The sequence below is a fragment of the Photobacterium marinum genome (genome assembly GCF_000331515.1).
GTDB lineage: Bacteria > Pseudomonadota > Gammaproteobacteria > Enterobacterales > Vibrionaceae > Photobacterium > Photobacterium marinum.
In genome coordinates, this window is sequence record NZ_AMZO01000038.1 from 1 (window position 1) to 16,188 (window position 16,188).

Below are 16,188 nucleotides of genomic sequence, written 5' to 3' on the forward strand. Positions count from 1 at the left end.
TGAAGTGCATGAAAAAGCCAGCTGGGATTTCCTACTGGCTTCATAAAAAAAGCGTCAACCTATTTTAGGACTAGACATACAAGCTTCTAATATTAGCTTCAATTTGGTCAGTATTTGTCGAGGTGATAATGAGATGGACATCTAAGTTTATTATCTATTGCCTAACTAAAGTTGTACTAGGGTAATGGTAAAGGTTGTTGATCTGAAACTAATTTAGGTTGGCAACGTTCGTTGAGTTTATGAAATAGATTTTAAGGATGAATATTATGGAGAACAAGATCGGCCTTGCAGTGTCTGGAGGTGGGTATAGAGCAACACTTTACTCATTAGGGGCTATTTGGCGTTTAAATCAGTTTGGGCTCCTACCTAAATTGAAAACAGTCACAAGTGTATCGGGAGGAAGTATTACGACTGCCTATCTAGCGATAAAATGGGACCAATTGCATTTTAATAGTGATGATGTGGCAACTAACTTTGATGAAGTTGTAGCTTTACCTATTCAGCGATTTTGCTCTCGAACAATTGATGTTGAATCCGTATTATCTGGTCTATTCTCTCTTAAAGATACCGTTGGTGATAAAGTTGCTAAGGCTTATGATAAGCATCTTTTTAAGGAAGCAAATATTCAGGACATCCCGAATCATGCTCCGGAGTTTATTTTTTATGGGACTAATTACCAAACTGGTTCAAGTATTCGTATACAAAAATCAGGGATTACAGATTACAAGATAGGAAAATATCCAGTTCCTGATTTGCCTATAGCCAAAGTTGTGGGAATATCCAGTGCCTTTCCACCAGTTCTATCGCCAGTTACACTTAAAACGAATCCCAATTTATGGGAGAAGACGCAATATGCAGATTACTTCGAAAATCCATCATTAAGAACGAAGTTGCAACTTACTGATGGTGGTCTTTATGACAATCTTGGACTGGAAGCTCTCACTAAAGGTAACGGCGATTTTACTCATGTGATTGCCTGTGATGCGGGTGCACCGTTTAAAGTGCAGACGAACATAAAAACTAATCATGTAAGTCAATTATTACGAATGACGGATTTGATGACAGATCAACAGCGAGCTCTCAGAAAGCGCAAGCTAATAAGTGATTACAAAAAATTGGATGGTCAGGGACAGCATCAAGTATATGGTGGGACTTATTTTGGTATTAGCACTAAGATTAATAACTATGATTTTACTGATTCAATGACAACAGATTCAGATTTAACTGCAAATCTGAAAAATTTCCGGACTCGACTTAATGCTTTTAGTGCTGAAGAGCAGGGACGTTTAATTAATTGGGGATACGCGCTGTCTGATACGGCTATAAGAAAATGGGTAAGAGAACTACCGGCTGAAAAATTGTTAGTACGCGGCCAGTGGCCGATCATGAAGTATGCTCTTTAAGTGGTGAATAACAGGCTAAAGTGTTCTGTATGTTATTTTGCTGCTTGTTATAAATTAGAGGGCAATCAGTTGATATTTGGAGAGAATAGCAAGAGTTGATGCCAATGGCGTCTGACCGGAGTTGTTTGGACAAGTGCTCCTTGGGAATAGGTCTCACAGACGCCACGGGGAGAGTGAAGCAGGTTATTTAGCTGGCTTCAGCATTTCTTCCAGATATCGAACCACGAAAGCTGCATCCTGAGCCGTTGTGTTGATCTTTTCGATAATTGCTTTGGCACGCGCATCATCAGCATTCAGGCTGGCTGTTACTTTTTCGTTCATTGCGATAGCCATTTCACATTTCTGCTTACAATCAGCAAGCAGCGCATTCAGAAACTGCAGCTCAACTTCTCCACCTTCGATGAACAGCTTTGAGGCAATGGTATATACAGTGTGGAACTTGTTGGCCATGTCTTTCTGACCAGATTGACTTTCTTTTTCCCAGTCAGCAGCCCAGCTTTTGAAAATAGTTGCAAGATGCGGGTTGGCAATGATGTTCACTTGTTGCATTAACACAGAGTCCTTAGGTTCGGGTTAAGCGTGAATAGTAAAATAGCGTGAATCATGATGAAAGGGTTTATCGAGGGGATTTCTTTACCTGGATGAAAAGTGATCATTTTAAGAGTGTATGGCGTATCGAATTAAAGTGATTCGCAAACTGAACTTATCTGCCTCATTATGATTTAAATGAGAAAAGAGAAGGTAGCGCAACATATCCACGGAGAAGAAAATGATCGGGAAAACATTCGCCATTGCCATACTGATGATGTCAGCTTCAATGGTTGTTCATGCTAATGATGAACCACCAGCTGAGTGTGCTGATGTTTTGAATCATACTTTCAACAAGTTAAATTCGTCGGAAGCACTGTCGATGTGCCAGCAGTTCAATGGGAAGGTGTTATTGATTGTTAATACAGCCAGTCAATGTGGGTTTACTTCTCAGTTTGAGCAACTTGAGAATATTTATCAACAATACAAAGGTCGTGGATTTACTGTCATTGGATTTCCGTCAAATGACTTTCGGCAAGACAGAGGAAGTGAAGCCGACACTGCGAAGGTTTGTTATTTAGACTACGGTGTCACATTTCCTATGATGGAGCGTACTCAGATTCGAGGGGTGAGTGCTAATCCAGTGTTTAAAGTATTGGCAGAAAAGAGTGGTATTACGCCGAAGTGGAATTTTTATAAGTACTTAGTCGATAGAGACGGTGAAGTAGTAAGTGTGTTTGCGAGTAGTACTTTGCCGACGGATGACGCCATCACTGAAATGATTGACAATTTGCTTTAATCATTAATCATTAATCATTTAAAATTTATGTGACACAGGTACAACTCACTGCTCTTACCAGATAGTAAACTTGTTGCTTAATGTTTGTGAGAGTATGCCTATGTCCCTTAAACATGCCGGCTTGAAAACTCGTCACCGCAAAGAGCGTTCAGGCTACCCCAAATCATTATCAATGCGGGTACATCGAGCTTTGAGTTGGCTTGAGAAATCTGAGTTGTGCGAAGACTTGGATTCCCAGTACATTTTTTTGTGGATAGCATTTAATGCTGCTTATGCAAACGATCTTGATCTTGTTAACCGTCCGAGTGAGCGGGAATTGTTCCGGCATTTTCTAGCTCGTCTGGAAAAGATAGATACTAAAAGCAGGCTCTATAATTTGGTTTGGCAGTCATACTCGAATACGATTCGGGTACTGCTTGATAACCCTTACATCTTTGAACCGTTCTGGGACTATCAGCGGGGCAACATTACTAAACGCGCCTGGCAGGAGAAACAAAATAAAGTAAGTGATAAGGCAAACTGGGCTCTCGCCAATAAAGACACCGTATCCCTCCTTTCAATAATCCTCTGTCGTTGTTATACCCTTCGAAACCAATTAGTCCATGGTGGCGCAATGTGGCAAAGCGATATCAACCGTGAGCAGGTTCGGGATTGTACCCGCATGTTGGCGGACTTGGTGCCGTTGATTATTGATTTGATGATGGATGGTAAAGATTTAGGGTGGGGTGATTCAGTCTATCCCAACCTTAAAGCAAGTTAGTGATTATATTCTCGTAATTTCCAACGTTTTGGCTGCCAACTGGCAGCCTTTTTTCTATTCAGATCAGACTATGCGGAATTAAGGTGTATTAAAGTTGTTGCATATATGGTCGATACCTATAACAGATGGAATTGCTTAAGTGTTTCTGCTTTAGGGATACTTCAGATGATGGGGATGAAAGGCATGGAAAGGCTTATTCAGATGATTAACAGAAAATCTACTGTATTGTTTATCATCTTGTTTTCTTTAATAACTGCGCCATTTGTCAGTGCAAATCCTTTAGTCGGTAAAATGTATGACTATGAAAGTATTGGCGAGTCATTTTGTGATCAGCTTGATCAGGTTTTATCTTTTGAAGGTCGTCTCCAGGCAATTAAAAGCAATAAGCTGGCTTTCTTATCAGATAAGCAAATAGATGAAGTAAATAGAACTCTGACTAAGTTACGCCATATCAAGCAAATTCATGGTTCCAGAGATCAAGCTAATTTCTATGTGTTGGGTCGAGATATTGTTGATTCATCTTTGATGGATAATCACTGCTCAGTTCGAAATGTATTGCTAACGACAACCCAGACAATTCAAATCAGTTGTAAGGGACTGGGTTATGAACTGGATGGTGAGAACCTGTTTTCTGAATATGAGTACTCAAACTTCTTTCTGACCACCAAACAAAATAATGGTGAAGTTGTCATTAGTGCATATGTTGACGGAAGGCTGTCTCGTCTGAAACAACAGATAACAGTGGTTGATGATGATATCTCCCGTGTTTATGCCCCGATCCTGCAAGAAAATCAGCGAGTATTTAAAACTCCCAAGTCGTAATGACTGAATTTATTTGATCAATACGGTGTTTTTATTCACTTGTATTGTAAGTACTCAAATAAAGGTCTACTGTTAATATATACAGTGGGTTTGGAGGTGCTTATGATACAAGTAAACTTCGAGCTGGCGAAAAAGTCCTATGCGAAGGTACTCAAGTTTCCTTTGGGTGGCGAAATTGAGGAATATGAATACCTTGCTCTCAGGGTCTTTCGCTGGGATTTATGCCGGGCCGGGATGCCGATTGATCGGTCATTTGATTTACGCCTGAAAGCATCCGGTTACCGGATGATTGCAACTAAGCCGCCAAGTGCACATCGGCCGCTGCCTGCCTGTATCCTTGAAAAAATGAGTGATGATTGGAAACGGGAACATGGTTATCAATAACACGAATACAGAAGCGTTATAAAAAAGGGCCTTCTGAGTCAGAAAGCCCTTAGCTTGCTTGTTATGCGGTTTTTTGCATAGTGGTGTTATTGCGCGCGGTTGAACGTCACAACTTCATAGCTAAGCGGTGCCAGTGCTGGCTGTTCGTCAGCGACATAATCGATAACCGCTTGAGCATCTGTATTACAACGTGTGTTAGCTGCTTTACAGTTCGGGCCGCTCACTTCGTAGTGAACTTTATATTTTCCGCTCACTTCTTCAATGTTCTTTACTTTAAAGCCGGTTAGTTTGCCATCAACATAAGCAAGGTCCACGCGACCAGAATCTTTCTGCTGAGCTTTAAACAGCGGTGTCCAGCCATCGTTACCGGTTGCGTTGTAGTTGTTGATAGCAACGTTATAGATCTTGCTGTCAACGATTGGTGTCCAGCTTGGATCCGCTTTTGTACCCGTCATTACTTCCACGTAATCCAGCTTACCTTTCTGGTGAGTGGTTGTTTCAGTGTACTGGTAACGGATGTGACCGCCGTAAGGGAATTTACCTGCGTGGGCACCTTCCGGAAGCGTTGCGGTTACTGCCCCTGTAATCAGCGCTTTGATGTCGGCACCTTTCACCGGCAGGACTGACATAAAGTTTGAGAAAGGCAGCAGTTCAAGTGATACGTTACCTTCACGGTATTCGCCTGCTTCCATGTTGGTACGGATACCACCGGCACCGATCAGGGCGAAGTCCACTTTCATGCCTGTAACTTTTTGTACTTCTGTGCTGTTTGTCCAGTAGTACTGGCCTTCGGCAACCAGAGGTGCAACGTCTGAACCATGCTTGTCTGTACCGCGGTCGCCAGGACGACGCTCGTGGTTGATTTCATCAGCGACTTGGGAAATCACGCTACCATATGCTTTATCAACAGCTGGCTTGTATTTGCTGTCGATGTGAGAGCGCATTGCTACATCTTCGTCAGTGATGGTGATGTTTTCTTCTTCATCAATAAAGTTCACAACTTTGGTTGTTTCATCTTTATCGAATTTGCTGCCTGCTTCGCGCATTGGTGAGTGGTAGTACTCATCGTTGCTCAGCATAGTATTCAAACCGTTACAGGCTGCTACGTCACCATTTTCATCAAAGCTGACTTTCAGCTGGCCGATAGCCTGAGCATATTGGCCGGCCTGAACAACACAGGTCTGGCTTTCACCGTCAGGGTTATTGACCATCTGTGCGTAAATACCGTTATTGGCGTGACCAAGGTTGGTGAAATCGCCCAGCAGGGTGTGGGAGTGGCCGCCGACGATCAGGTCGATACCGTTAACTTTTGATGCGATATCCAGATCAACAGAGTTACCGATGTGAGTCAGAGCGATGATGTTGTGAATACCTTTGGCTTCCAGCATATCAACGGTTGCCTGAGCTGATTCCACCATATTGTGGAATTGAACCTTACCTGTGTTTGGTGCCAGGTTAGGCATGTCATCCAGAGCGATACCGAATACGGCTACCAAATCTTTATCTTTGGGCAGATTTTCCAGATCAGCTACCGGCGTTTTCTGGTTACCGTCAAACGCAAACACGACGTAAGGCTTCAGGTTGGTTTGATCTTTAAGGTCCGGGTCTTTGCTGGTATCAACGTTCGCGGCAACAATCGGGAAGTTGATGTCGTTCATAAACTGGTTCAGTTTAGCATTGTTCAGGTCGAATTCGTGGTTACCCAGAGCCATTGCATCCAGACCCATCTGACTCAGCAGGTCAGCATTCATAGCACCTTCATTCAGTTTGAAGTAGGCACTGCCTTGCCAAGCGTCGCCACCGTGAAGGAACAGGAAGCTGTTATTTTTCTCTTTAGCGGCTTCTTTGTACTCATTGGCCATCGTTTTCAGACGAGGGTAGCCGCCAAACTCGTTGTAAACCAGAGTGTCATTAGCCTTGAAGCTGGATTTAACCGGATCAAAATTGGAATGCGTGTCGTTAATATGAGCGACAGTCAGAGTAAATGCGTGTTCCGGTTGTGAAGGAGTCTGTGCGCAGCCAGCCAGTGCGGCTGTGACAGAAAGTGCGATGAGAGGCTTTGAAAGGTTCATTCAATTACCTGTATATCATTTTCTGGGGGTAGATAAATAAATGCCCCGCAATAGCGGGGCGAGCGCACTATAGCCAGAAACATATGCATGAGCAAACATATTTATTGATAACTAAGTATTTGATTTTATCGTTTGGCGTAAACGTTTACTTGTTAAGGCTTATAGCATACTGAAAATAAAGGTTTTTCAGGATAGAGGTTGGTTTTGTTAATATTTTGCTCAATAAGTTTGTTTGCTGACAAATCAAACGGTTGGCCGGATGAAAATCATACGATTGATCTTTGAGTGTTAAAGCAAGGAGAGAAGTGAATTTAGGCTATAACAACTCTAGCCATTCTAAACCAGAATCCTTGTCACAATCTGTGACTTTGATTTGCTTTTATTTGCACATTTAGTGACGAGTGTTATACAAACAAACTATTGATAATAATCGCTTTTAAGTTAATTTCCCCCGACGTATATTCCCGTTAATTATATCGAGACAGGCTAGTTCGTACTGTCAGCCATTCTTCTTGTTATTCAACTACGTTACTTTGGGTTACGTACGTTGTTTCGAACAGTTCACAGCTGACGTCAACTAGTACCATTTGAAGGGAATAACCATGACGGAAAAAACGCCACTACGACATTTGATGTTGGGGATCGCCGTGCCTGGCTTATTGGCAGCAAGCTGCTCAGCTTATGCCGATATCGGTCACTTTCGTTATCAGAATGAACCGAGCTATCGCCTTGAGCCTGCTCAGGTGTTTCGGATGCGCAAAGCCGTACCTGAAGTTAATTTGCGTAAGCAGCTAAAACCGCTGTTGAAAAAAACTTACTACAGTGAGCAGGCATATATTGATTCGTTGGAGGAGCAATTGGGCAAGGACGTGGTTGCACAGCACAAGGATTTATTCCTTGAAAAAGCAGTCCAACCGCAGCGAAGCCTGGCTATTGATGTGTTAGCTGATGATGTCATTCATATGGCTTTTAAAGATCAGCCTAAAGGTGAAGCATTACCTACAACTGAGCTTATTGATATCACCAAGTACAACGGCCCGTCAGCACTGCAAAGAAAGAACAATGGCTTTTCAACAGCAGACTTGCAAGTAACGGTTAACCCGCAAAACCTGTGTGTAGCTATGGTTTCCGAGTCAAAAGGACAGCTCAGTGAAATCTGTCCAGACAAGATGAACAGTTTCACTGTGAAGTCTGAGGGTGATTATCAGTTGAATGGTCTGGGGCAGGAATTCCACGATCCGGGCAAGCTAAATACCAACTGGTTGGGCTTCAAGCGCCAGGGCGGTAATAAGATGGAAGGCTATCAGGGTGGTGGTACTGGTAATACTCAGTTCCCAATTCTGTATGCCATGAGTCAGCAGCAACGCAATTATGCGATTTACTTAGATACCGTATATTCCGCAACCTGGGATTTCACAGGCACTCCATGGAAAATTTCTCAGCTTGAAGGCTCACCGAGCTTCCTGTTTATGGCTGGTAACGATCTTCCTGAATTGCGCCAGAAGTACATGTCTATGGTCGGTACTCCGCTTGTTCCGCCGCGTAAGATGTTTGGTATGTGGCTGTCAGAGTACGGTTTTGACAACTGGCAGGAGCTGGATGACAAGCTGGATACTTTGAAGAAAAACCATTTCCCGCTTGATGGCGTGGTAATGGATTTGCAGTGGTTTGGTAATGTTGATGCCTTCAGTCCGAACAGTCAGATGGGCACTCTGACCTGGGATCGTGAGAATTTCCCGGCTCCGGAACAGAAGATCAAATCGCTGAAAGAGCAGGGCGTCGGCATGATGCTTATTGAGGAATCTTATGTCAGCGACGGACTTGAAGAGTTCGGCAAAATGGCAGAACACGGGTATCTCGTGAAAGACCCTGAAACCGGCAAAGCGATTGATTCAGACCAGAACAACTATGGTTACTGGTGGGGTAAAGGCGGCATGATCGACTGGACCAGCGCCGATGCCGGTAAAGAATGGCATGACTGGAAACGTAAGCCGCTTATTGATATGGGCGTGATTGGTCACTGGACCGATTTGGGTGAGCCGGAAATGTATAACCCGAAAGGTGTTTATACCGATGGTCGCACGCAGAATGATGTCCATAATATTTTCAACTATAAATGGCTTGAAAGTATCTACGACGGTTATCAGCGTAATGAAACCGCAACCCGTCCGTTCATGATGTCGCGCTCCGGTGCACCGGGTATCCAGCGTTTTGGTGCGACCATGTGGTCGGCAGATATCGGTACTAACCTGGAAAGTCTGGCGAGCCAGTTCAGTATGCAGCCAAACATGGTTCTGTCGGGTATTGATTACTACAGTTCAGACATCGGCGGTTTCCATCGCAGTGCATTAAGCGCTGTACCGGAAAAACGAGAAGCAGCCCTGAACGAAACCTACACCCAGTGGTTTGCTTATAGCTCTTTGTTCGAAGTGCCGGTTCGCCCGCATACCGAGAATCTGTGTAACTGTAAGGAAACAGCGCCGGATCGTGTCGGTGATATGGCAAGCAACCAAGCTAATATCAAACTTCGTTACCAGTTGATCCCATATCTGTACTCTCTGGCGCATCGTGCCAACATTGCTGCTGAGCCGGTATATCCGCCGATGGATTATTACTTTGCTGATGATGCCAAAGCGCATAACCTCGCTGGCCAGAAGATGATGGGTAAAGATCTGATGGGGGCGGCGATTGCGAAAATGGGTCAGCAAGCTGTGGATGTCTACCTGCCTCGTGGTAAATGGTATGACTACCGCACAGGTAAAGCCGTTGACAGTAAAGGTGAATGGCTGAAGCAGTTGCCTGTTTATGATCAGAATCTTCTGACGCTACCGCTGTTTGCTCGTGATGGTGCGATCATTCCGATGAACCCAGAGCAAACAATGCCTCTAAGCAGTGAAGTGCCGCTGACATTAGCCGCTCGTATTTTCGGTAGTGACGGTGAATTCACCCTGTATGAAGATGATGGTGCAACCAATGCGTACTTGAATGGTGGGTTGCGTAAAACCACTTTCAACACTCAGCACAAAGGTTCTGAATTCAAGCTGACTATTGTTGCTGAAGGGAACTATGCAAATGCGCCTCAGGCTCGTCCGCTTCATATTGAATGGCTGGGTCTGCAAGGAAAAGTGAAAGCAGTTGAGCTTAACGGTAAGAAAGTACAAGGCTGGAAACAGCAAGGAGAAGAGTTAGTGATTGAGCACTCAGCATTACCAGTCAATAAGACAATTCAGTTGTCTGTAGTGATGTAGAAAGTACCAATCTACAAATCCTAGTAATTTAGAACTCCATAAATTACGCGGTTTTGATTGAAACAAAGAAAAGCGCCAGTAAAATGCTGGCGTTTTGTTGTTTTAGGTAAAAGCGCTATGCGTATTCACGCGGTACATAATTTATACGAAGAACGTTTGGCACGTTCGACACGTCCGTTCAGGGCAAGAGGCTGTAAGGTTGAACGTTGTAGCTACTGTATGCTGCGTGAGCACCTTTGTATTTGTTCAGAAAAGCCGGTTATTAAATCCGATGCGGCTTTTTTGTTGGTGATGTATGACGATGAGATTCTCAAACCAAGTAATACCGGCCGTCTGATTGCTGATCTGTTTGAAGATACTTTCGCTTATATCTGGTCGCGTACAGAACCAAATCAGGAAATGCTGGATCTTCTGAATGATCCTCAGTGGCAGCCTTACGTTGTTTTCCCGGCCGAATATGCTGAACCTGAGCGTGTGGCCGAAAAAGTTGAAATCAATACGGGCAAGCGCCCGCTGTTTATCATGTTGGACGGTAGCTGGGCTGAAGCGAAGAAGATGTTCCGTAAAAGCCCGTACCTGAATCAGTTCCCGGTTTTATCGATAAACCCGGAAAAGCCGTCTCGCTATAAGGTACGTGAAGCATCGAAAGAAAATCAGTTGGGGACAGCTGAAGTGGCGGCACGTATTATTGATTTGTACGGTGAGCAGCGAAATGCTGATGTATTGGATCTATGGTTCGACGTGTTCAGGGAAAATTACATTGCCGGAAAGATGAATCGTATGTTGCCGGAAGAGTCGGCTGTTAAGCAATTAAAGGCATACTTGACGACATAGAAATACCTCTGCTTGAGCGGAATAGTTTCAGCGAGAAAAGTAATTTTATAACAGTGAGTTGAAAATTTATGCAACGACTTGCTGTTTCTTTCAGCAAACGCGAGCTGTAACCATCTTCTGGCCCACTAAATTTGTGATACGTCACAGTCTGCGGGTGTAGATGTGTGGATAATTTTTTCAGTTTTGTTGTTTTATAAATTTGCGGAGAGTGCAGGATGTACTACGGCTTTGATGTGGGCGGCACCAAGATTGAATTTGGTGCATTTAATGAGAAACTGGAACGCGTTGCGACGGAACGTGTGCCTACTCCGGGTGATGACTACGACAAACTGGTCGAGACACTGGTCAGCATTATCAAGAAAGCCGATGAAGAGTTTGCCTGCGAAGGTATGGTGGGTATCGGTATTCCGGGAATGGAAGATGCAGAAGATGGTAAGCTGCTGACTTCTAATGTTCCTGCTGCGAAAGGTCGTACTCTTCGCAAAGATCTTGAAGAGCGTCTGGGGCGTTCAGTCAGCATTGATAACGATGCTAACTGTTTTGCGCTTTCTGAAGCATGGGATGAAGAGTTACAGGGCGAGAAGTCTGTTCTTGGTCTTATCCTTGGTACTGGTTTCGGTGGCGGCCTGGTATTTGACGGTCATGTATTCTCCGGCATGAACCACGTAGCAGGCGAGCTTGGCCATACCCGTATGCCGATTGATGCCTGGTTCCACCTTGGTGAAAATGCACCGCTGTTTAGCTGTGGTTGTGATAACAAAGGCTGTATCGACAACTACCTTTCAGGTCGTGGCTTCGAGCAGCTTTATACTCACTACTATGGTGAGGAAGTGAAAGCGATTGATATCATCAAACGCCATGCCGAAGGTGATGAGAAAGCCGTTGAGCACGTTGATCGTTTCATGGAGTTGCTGGCTATTTGCCTCGCTAACCTGTTCACAGCACTGGATCCGCACGTTGTTGTGCTTGGTGGTGGTCTTTCTAACTTCGAACTGCTTTACACTGAGCTGCCTAAACGTTTGCCGAAACACCTGCTTTCTGTTGCTCGTGTACCGAAAATCGTTAAAGCGAAATACGGTGATGCTGGTGGCGTTCGTGGTGCTGCATTCCTGAATATCAAGTAAGTATTATTCATCGGCGTTTTATAAACGGTTTTGTAAACGCCGCTGCTTACTGAATAAAAAGCACTGCCTTATTGGCGGTGCTTTTGTATATTTCCCTTCATTTTTTGCTAGAATCCGCGCTCTTGATTTTTACAGAACCGGAAAGCAGCATGCCATTTCAAGCCTTGGGACTTCAAAGTCCGCTAGTCGATACCGTTAACGCCTTGGGTTTCACCGAACCGACCCCGGTTCAGAAGCAGGCGATACCTCAAGTATTAGCCGGTCATGACATTATGGCAGGCGCGCAAACCGGTACAGGTAAAACCGCAGCTTTTGCTCTGCCTGTATTGCAGTGTTTGTTGGCACAGCCAAAGCCGGAAGTGAGTGTCGAAGCTCAGAGCGAAGAAAGTCGTGACGATCGCGCGAATATTCAAATCCGCGCACTGATCCTGACGCCGACCCGAGAGCTGGCTCAGCAGGTTTATGACAGCGTTACTGAATATAGTAAGGCGACGCCTGTAAAAACAGCTGTGGCTTACGGTGGAACCAGCATGAAAGTGCAGGTGAATGCCATCCGTTCTGGGGCTGACATTCTGGTGGCAACACCGGGGCGTCTGTTGGATCATGCTTATGTAGGTACAGTTGATTTGTCGAAAGTCGAATACTTCGTTCTTGATGAAGCTGATCGTATGCTGGATATGGGCTTTATCGATGATATCAAGCGAGTTATGAAGCGCATGAAATCATCAAAGCAAACGCTGTTCTTCTCAGCTACGTTTTCCAAGCAAGTGAAAAAACTGGCTTACGATATTCTCGATGATCCAAAAGTAATTGAAGTTACACCGTCAAATAGCGCGGCAGTGACAGTCGAGCAAATGGTTTATCCTGTTGATAAGCACCGTAAACGTGAGCTGCTTTCTTATTTGATTGGTTCCCGAAACTGGCAGCAAGTGCTGGTATTTACAAAAACTAAGCAAGGTTCTGACGCACTGGCCAAAGAGCTTGGTCTTGATGGTATTAAAGCGGCATCAATCAACGGTGATAAAAGCCAAGGAGCGCGACAGCGTGCGCTGAATGATTTTAAAGACGGCAAAGTTCGCGCTTTAATTGCCACTGACGTTGCTGCTCGCGGTTTGGATATTGAACAGCTGGAGTATGTCGTTAACTTTGATATGCCGTTCAAGGCTGAAGACTATGTTCACCGAATTGGTCGCACCGGAAGGGCGGGTCAGGCTGGCAATGCAATTTCATTAATGAGCCTGGATGAAGAATGGGCGTTGAAAGCGATCGAAGAGCTGCTAGACACCCGTTTGCCGCAACAGTGGCTAGAAGGCTATGAACCGGACCCGACAATTGAACCTCCGGAAAACCGTCGTCGAGGTCGCTCGGCGGATAAGCGAAGAGCAAAAGCCAAGCATAAGATCCATAAGAACCGCGGTCGAAATGTACGCCGTTAACTAGTTTCTGTTAATCAGAAATCACCCATTTATATAAAGAGCCGTCAGTGTAACTTTTAGATGCATTGGCGGCTTAAATATATCATTTGCGCATATCATTTTGCGCTTTTGGGTTAAAAGTGACGGTTTTTGGCTTTGGTTTGATGTGGGGGTGTGAAGTTGGCTCAATTATCCTAATCAATAGAATTATAAATTGTTGAACCTGAAGCTTTTTGTTAGTGTTCGCCCGTTTTCCATAAATTACGATTTGCAATACAAGTATCGGGGGAATATGGCAAAGCTAAGCCAGCATTTTCGACTGGCCCTTTACTTCCTTATTTTTGTTACAGTCTCATCCTACATCTGCTACCTCAACGGTTTGTTTGATACAGAATTAGTGATCTCTTCGAAGTTGGCATCTTTTAAAAACATTGATGACAGCAATTATGGAGGTTCCAGCATGTCATGGCTGAATAATGACGGCCGTTCGTTGTCGCTCGGGTGCAGACTGACTGATTCTTCGAAGTGGCCATTCTGTGGTGTATCAATGGTGCTGACGAATGGCATAAAAGGCATAGATTTAAGCAAGTATCACTCAATTGGCCTTGAGTTGGATTATAAGAGTCCGGTCAATGCAGAGCGGGTTCGTGTTTATCTTCGCAATTTTGATCCGAGTTATTCTGATATTAACGATCCGCTTTCTTTAAAATACAACATGATTGAATTTGAACCTGAAAGTAAAGAAGGCTTACTGATTGTGCCTATGAGGGCATTTCAGGTGCTTTCATGGTGGATTGCTGATTATGAAATTCCTATTGAATATGCCGGCCCGCAATTTGATAACGTCACCGAGATCCAAATTTCCACGTCAGGTAACGTTGCGCCTGCTGATTATGAGCTAAAAATCAAATCGTTGGTGTTCTACGGAGAACGGATCTCTGAGGCTGCACTGCTGAAGTTTAATATTATGCTTTGGCTGACTGCTGCTGGTTTATTGTTGGTATTTGAACACTTTAAGTTACGGCGTAACCTACGGGTCATTGAAGCCAAAGGTAACGAGCTAAGCTCAACGAATAAGGCTCTGCATGAAAAGACCCTGCATTTTGAACAACTGGCATTTATTGATGCTTTAACCGGAACTAAAAATCGTAATGCCGTCACAATCTGGCTTGATAAAGCAATGGAAGACGTCAGAGCGAATGGTCAGGCGTTCTCATTGATTTATATCGATATCGATCACTTCAAATCAATTAATGACACGTTCGGTCATCTCAAGGGTGATGAGATCCTGAAAGAATTTGCCACTGTTCTGAAGACTCAGATCCGAGGCAATGACGTGTTTGTGCGCTGGGGCGGCGAAGAATTTATTCTTTTTTGTCCTGGTGTCAGCCTTTCATGTGCAGAAGCTTTTGCTTTGCATCTGCGAACGGTGGTGGAATCGTACCAATGGGGTGATGATTTACCGATTACTTGTAGTATCGGCGTTGCTGAGTTGACTGGAAATGAAAGTTTTGAGTCTTTACTAAACAGGGCGGATAGTGCGCTTTATGCCGCAAAGCATGGTGGAAGAAACCAGGTTGAAGTGAGAAAAGTGTAAGAGCAAAAAATGGATATTAATAAGCTGCTCAGTAGTTTGATATGATGAGCCATCACTTTCATGGAATAGTAATAAGGAAGCAGAGACGATTATGATCCGCTTTGGTGTTATTGGTACAAACTGGATTACAGACAGCTTTATTGAAGCTGCATTAAAAACGGGTAAATACCAGCTGGTGGCTGTCTATTCCCGCCAGATTGAGAAAGCTGAAGAGTTTGCATCAAAATATGGTATCTGCCTGTGTTTCGATAACCTTGAAGAAATGGCCGCCAGTGATGAGCTGGATGCTGTCTATATTGCGAGCCCGAACTCTCTTCATGGACCACAGGCCAAACTGTTTATCGAAGAGGGTAAGCACGTTATTGGTGAAAAGCCGTTGGCATCGAATATTGCTGAAGTTGATGCTTTGATTGCAATGGCACAGGAAAAGGGCGTTGTGTTGTTTGAAGCTATGAAAACGACATATACCCCAAACTTTGTGCAAATCCGTCAGGCGTTGCCGAAGTTAGGTAAGCTTCGTAAGGTTTACTTTTCCTACTGCCAGCTGTCTTCCCGCTATGCTAAGTATCTGAACGGTGAAAACCCGAATACCTTTAATCCGGCGTTTTCAAATGGCTCGCTAATGGACATCGGTATTTATCCGCTCAGTGCTGCAATCGGCTTGTTTGGTGAACCGAACAGCTTTACTGCTCAGGGCGTGTTACTAGATTCCGGCGTTGATGCTCACGGTACGCTTGTTCTTCATTATAGCCAGTTTGACGTGGTTATCAGTCATTCTAAAGTCAGTGACGGTTTGATCCCAAGTGAACTGCAGGGGGAGTTGGGTACTATGCTGGTTGATTTCATCTCCGAATGTAAATCAGTAACTCTTCACCGTTCGGGAGAGCCTGCATTGGAGCTGACCTGCCCACAGGAAGATAACGCCATGTATTACGAAGCCGCTGAGTTTGCCCGTCTGGTTGAAACAAACCAGATTGTTCACTCAGGTCTAGCGCGTACTCAGATTGTCAGCAGTATTATCACGCAGGCACGTGAGGTTGTTGGCGTTCGCTTCCCTGCTGATGAAGAGATGCGAGTTTAGGGCCGTTGTTAAGATAAAGCTTTTATTTCCCTGAAAGCAGATAAAAAAAGGTGGCCGTTAAGGCCACCTAAGAGGGAACGATTATTTATTGTTAGTAGTGCAGGGCTTCATTTCATGAAGT

The 16,188-nt window shown here is 44.3% G+C and carries 13 protein-coding genes; 11 read left to right on the forward strand and 2 right to left on the reverse strand.

Annotated elements, in window-relative coordinates; genetic code table 11:
- Nucleotides 1–266: 266 nt before the first annotated feature.
- Nucleotides 267–1,403, forward strand: a complete 1,137-nt coding sequence (locus C942_RS21590; protein WP_007470329.1) for a patatin-like phospholipase family protein — start codon at nucleotides 267–269, stop codon at nucleotides 1,401–1,403.
- A gap of 183 nt (nucleotides 1,404–1,586) precedes the next feature.
- On the opposite strand, the gene C942_RS21595 is transcribed toward C942_RS21590, so the two are convergent.
- Nucleotides 1,587–1,952, reverse strand: a complete 366-nt coding sequence (locus C942_RS21595) for a hypothetical protein (RefSeq protein WP_007470331.1) — start codon at nucleotides 1,950–1,952, stop codon at nucleotides 1,587–1,589.
- A gap of 220 nt (nucleotides 1,953–2,172) precedes the next feature.
- Here C942_RS21595 and C942_RS21600 point away from each other — a divergent pair, with 220 nt between their 5' ends.
- From C942_RS21600 to C942_RS21615, 4 genes are all read left to right on the forward strand, one after another.
- Nucleotides 2,173–2,730, forward strand: a complete 558-nt coding sequence (locus C942_RS21600) for a glutathione peroxidase (RefSeq protein ID WP_007470334.1) — start codon at nucleotides 2,173–2,175, stop codon at nucleotides 2,728–2,730.
- Nucleotides 2,731–2,830: 100 nt separating this feature from the next.
- Nucleotides 2,831–3,490, forward strand: coding sequence for a HEPN domain-containing protein (locus C942_RS21605; protein WP_007470336.1), 660 nt, complete (start codon nucleotides 2,831–2,833; stop codon nucleotides 3,488–3,490).
- A gap of 105 nt (nucleotides 3,491–3,595) precedes the next feature.
- On the forward strand, nucleotides 3,596–4,312 hold the full coding sequence (locus C942_RS21610) for a hypothetical protein (RefSeq protein ID WP_157372675.1): 717 nt from the start codon (nucleotides 3,596–3,598) through the stop codon (nucleotides 4,310–4,312).
- 102 nt (nucleotides 4,313–4,414) lie between these two features.
- On the forward strand, nucleotides 4,415–4,696 hold the full coding sequence (locus tag C942_RS21615) for a hypothetical protein (RefSeq protein WP_007470339.1): 282 nt from the start codon (nucleotides 4,415–4,417) through the stop codon (nucleotides 4,694–4,696).
- An 86-nt stretch (nucleotides 4,697–4,782) separates the two neighbouring features.
- Here C942_RS21615 and C942_RS21620 read toward each other — a convergent pair whose 3' ends face one another.
- Nucleotides 4,783–6,768, reverse strand: a complete 1,986-nt coding sequence (locus tag C942_RS21620) for a bifunctional metallophosphatase/5'-nucleotidase (RefSeq protein WP_007470341.1) — start codon at nucleotides 6,766–6,768, stop codon at nucleotides 4,783–4,785.
- Nucleotides 6,769–7,370: 602 nt separating this feature from the next.
- Here C942_RS21620 and C942_RS21625 point away from each other — a divergent pair.
- From C942_RS21625 to C942_RS21650, 6 genes are all read left to right on the forward strand, one after another.
- Complete coding sequence (locus C942_RS21625) at nucleotides 7,371–10,016, forward strand: TIM-barrel domain-containing protein (protein WP_007470343.1); 2,646 nt, start codon at nucleotides 7,371–7,373, stop codon at nucleotides 10,014–10,016.
- Between the two features lie 117 nt (nucleotides 10,017–10,133).
- Complete coding sequence (locus tag C942_RS21630; RefSeq protein ID WP_007470345.1) at nucleotides 10,134–10,850, forward strand: tRNA-uridine aminocarboxypropyltransferase; 717 nt, start codon at nucleotides 10,134–10,136, stop codon at nucleotides 10,848–10,850.
- Nucleotides 10,851–11,065: 215 nt separating this feature from the next.
- The gene (gene nagK, locus C942_RS21635) at nucleotides 11,066–11,974 is read left to right on the forward strand and encodes an N-acetylglucosamine kinase (protein WP_007470347.1); all 909 of its coding nucleotides are present in this window, start codon (nucleotides 11,066–11,068) and stop codon (nucleotides 11,972–11,974) included.
- A 149-nt stretch (nucleotides 11,975–12,123) separates the two neighbouring features.
- Nucleotides 12,124–13,410, forward strand: coding sequence for a DEAD/DEAH box helicase (locus C942_RS21640; protein WP_007470349.1), 1,287 nt, complete (start codon nucleotides 12,124–12,126; stop codon nucleotides 13,408–13,410).
- 271 nt (nucleotides 13,411–13,681) lie between these two features.
- Nucleotides 13,682–14,986 carry a GGDEF domain-containing protein gene (locus C942_RS21645; protein ID WP_036801434.1) on the forward strand — a complete coding sequence of 435 codons (1,305 nt, stop codon included), beginning with the start codon at nucleotides 13,682–13,684 and terminating at the stop codon, nucleotides 14,984–14,986.
- A 91-nt stretch (nucleotides 14,987–15,077) separates the two neighbouring features.
- Nucleotides 15,078–16,067: a Gfo/Idh/MocA family protein gene (locus tag C942_RS21650; RefSeq protein ID WP_007470356.1), complete on the forward strand. Its 990-nt coding sequence runs from the start codon at nucleotides 15,078–15,080 to the stop codon at nucleotides 16,065–16,067.
- Nucleotides 16,068–16,188: the final 121 nt, after the last annotated feature.

Excerpts from the sequence above, each read along its gene's own strand:
- C942_RS21650 (WP_007470356.1), top strand. The coding sequence starts at position 15,078 with ATGATCCGCTTTGGTGTTATTGGTACAAACTGGATTACAGACAGCTTT.
- C942_RS21615 (WP_007470339.1), top strand. The coding sequence starts at position 4,415 with ATGATACAAGTAAACTTCGAGCTGGCGAAAAAGTCCTATGCGAAGGTA.
- C942_RS21620 (WP_007470341.1), bottom strand. The coding sequence starts at position 6,768 with ATGAACCTTTCAAAGCCTCTCATCGCACTTTCTGTCACAGCCGCACTG.
- C942_RS21610 (WP_157372675.1), top strand. The coding sequence starts at position 3,596 with ATGGTCGATACCTATAACAGATGGAATTGCTTAAGTGTTTCTGCTTTA.
- C942_RS21590 (WP_007470329.1), top strand. The coding sequence starts at position 267 with ATGGAGAACAAGATCGGCCTTGCAGTGTCTGGAGGTGGGTATAGAGCA.
- C942_RS21630 (WP_007470345.1), top strand. The coding sequence starts at position 10,134 with ATGCGTATTCACGCGGTACATAATTTATACGAAGAACGTTTGGCACGT.
- C942_RS21600 (WP_007470334.1), top strand. The coding sequence starts at position 2,173 with ATGATCGGGAAAACATTCGCCATTGCCATACTGATGATGTCAGCTTCA.
- C942_RS21605 (WP_007470336.1), top strand. The coding sequence starts at position 2,831 with ATGTCCCTTAAACATGCCGGCTTGAAAACTCGTCACCGCAAAGAGCGT.
- C942_RS21640 (WP_007470349.1), top strand. The coding sequence starts at position 12,124 with ATGCCATTTCAAGCCTTGGGACTTCAAAGTCCGCTAGTCGATACCGTT.
- C942_RS21595 (WP_007470331.1), bottom strand. The coding sequence starts at position 1,952 with ATGCAACAAGTGAACATCATTGCCAACCCGCATCTTGCAACTATTTTC.
- nagK (WP_007470347.1), top strand. The coding sequence starts at position 11,066 with ATGTACTACGGCTTTGATGTGGGCGGCACCAAGATTGAATTTGGTGCA.
- C942_RS21625 (WP_007470343.1), top strand. The coding sequence starts at position 7,371 with ATGACGGAAAAAACGCCACTACGACATTTGATGTTGGGGATCGCCGTG.
- C942_RS21645 (WP_036801434.1), top strand. The coding sequence starts at position 13,682 with ATGGCAAAGCTAAGCCAGCATTTTCGACTGGCCCTTTACTTCCTTATT.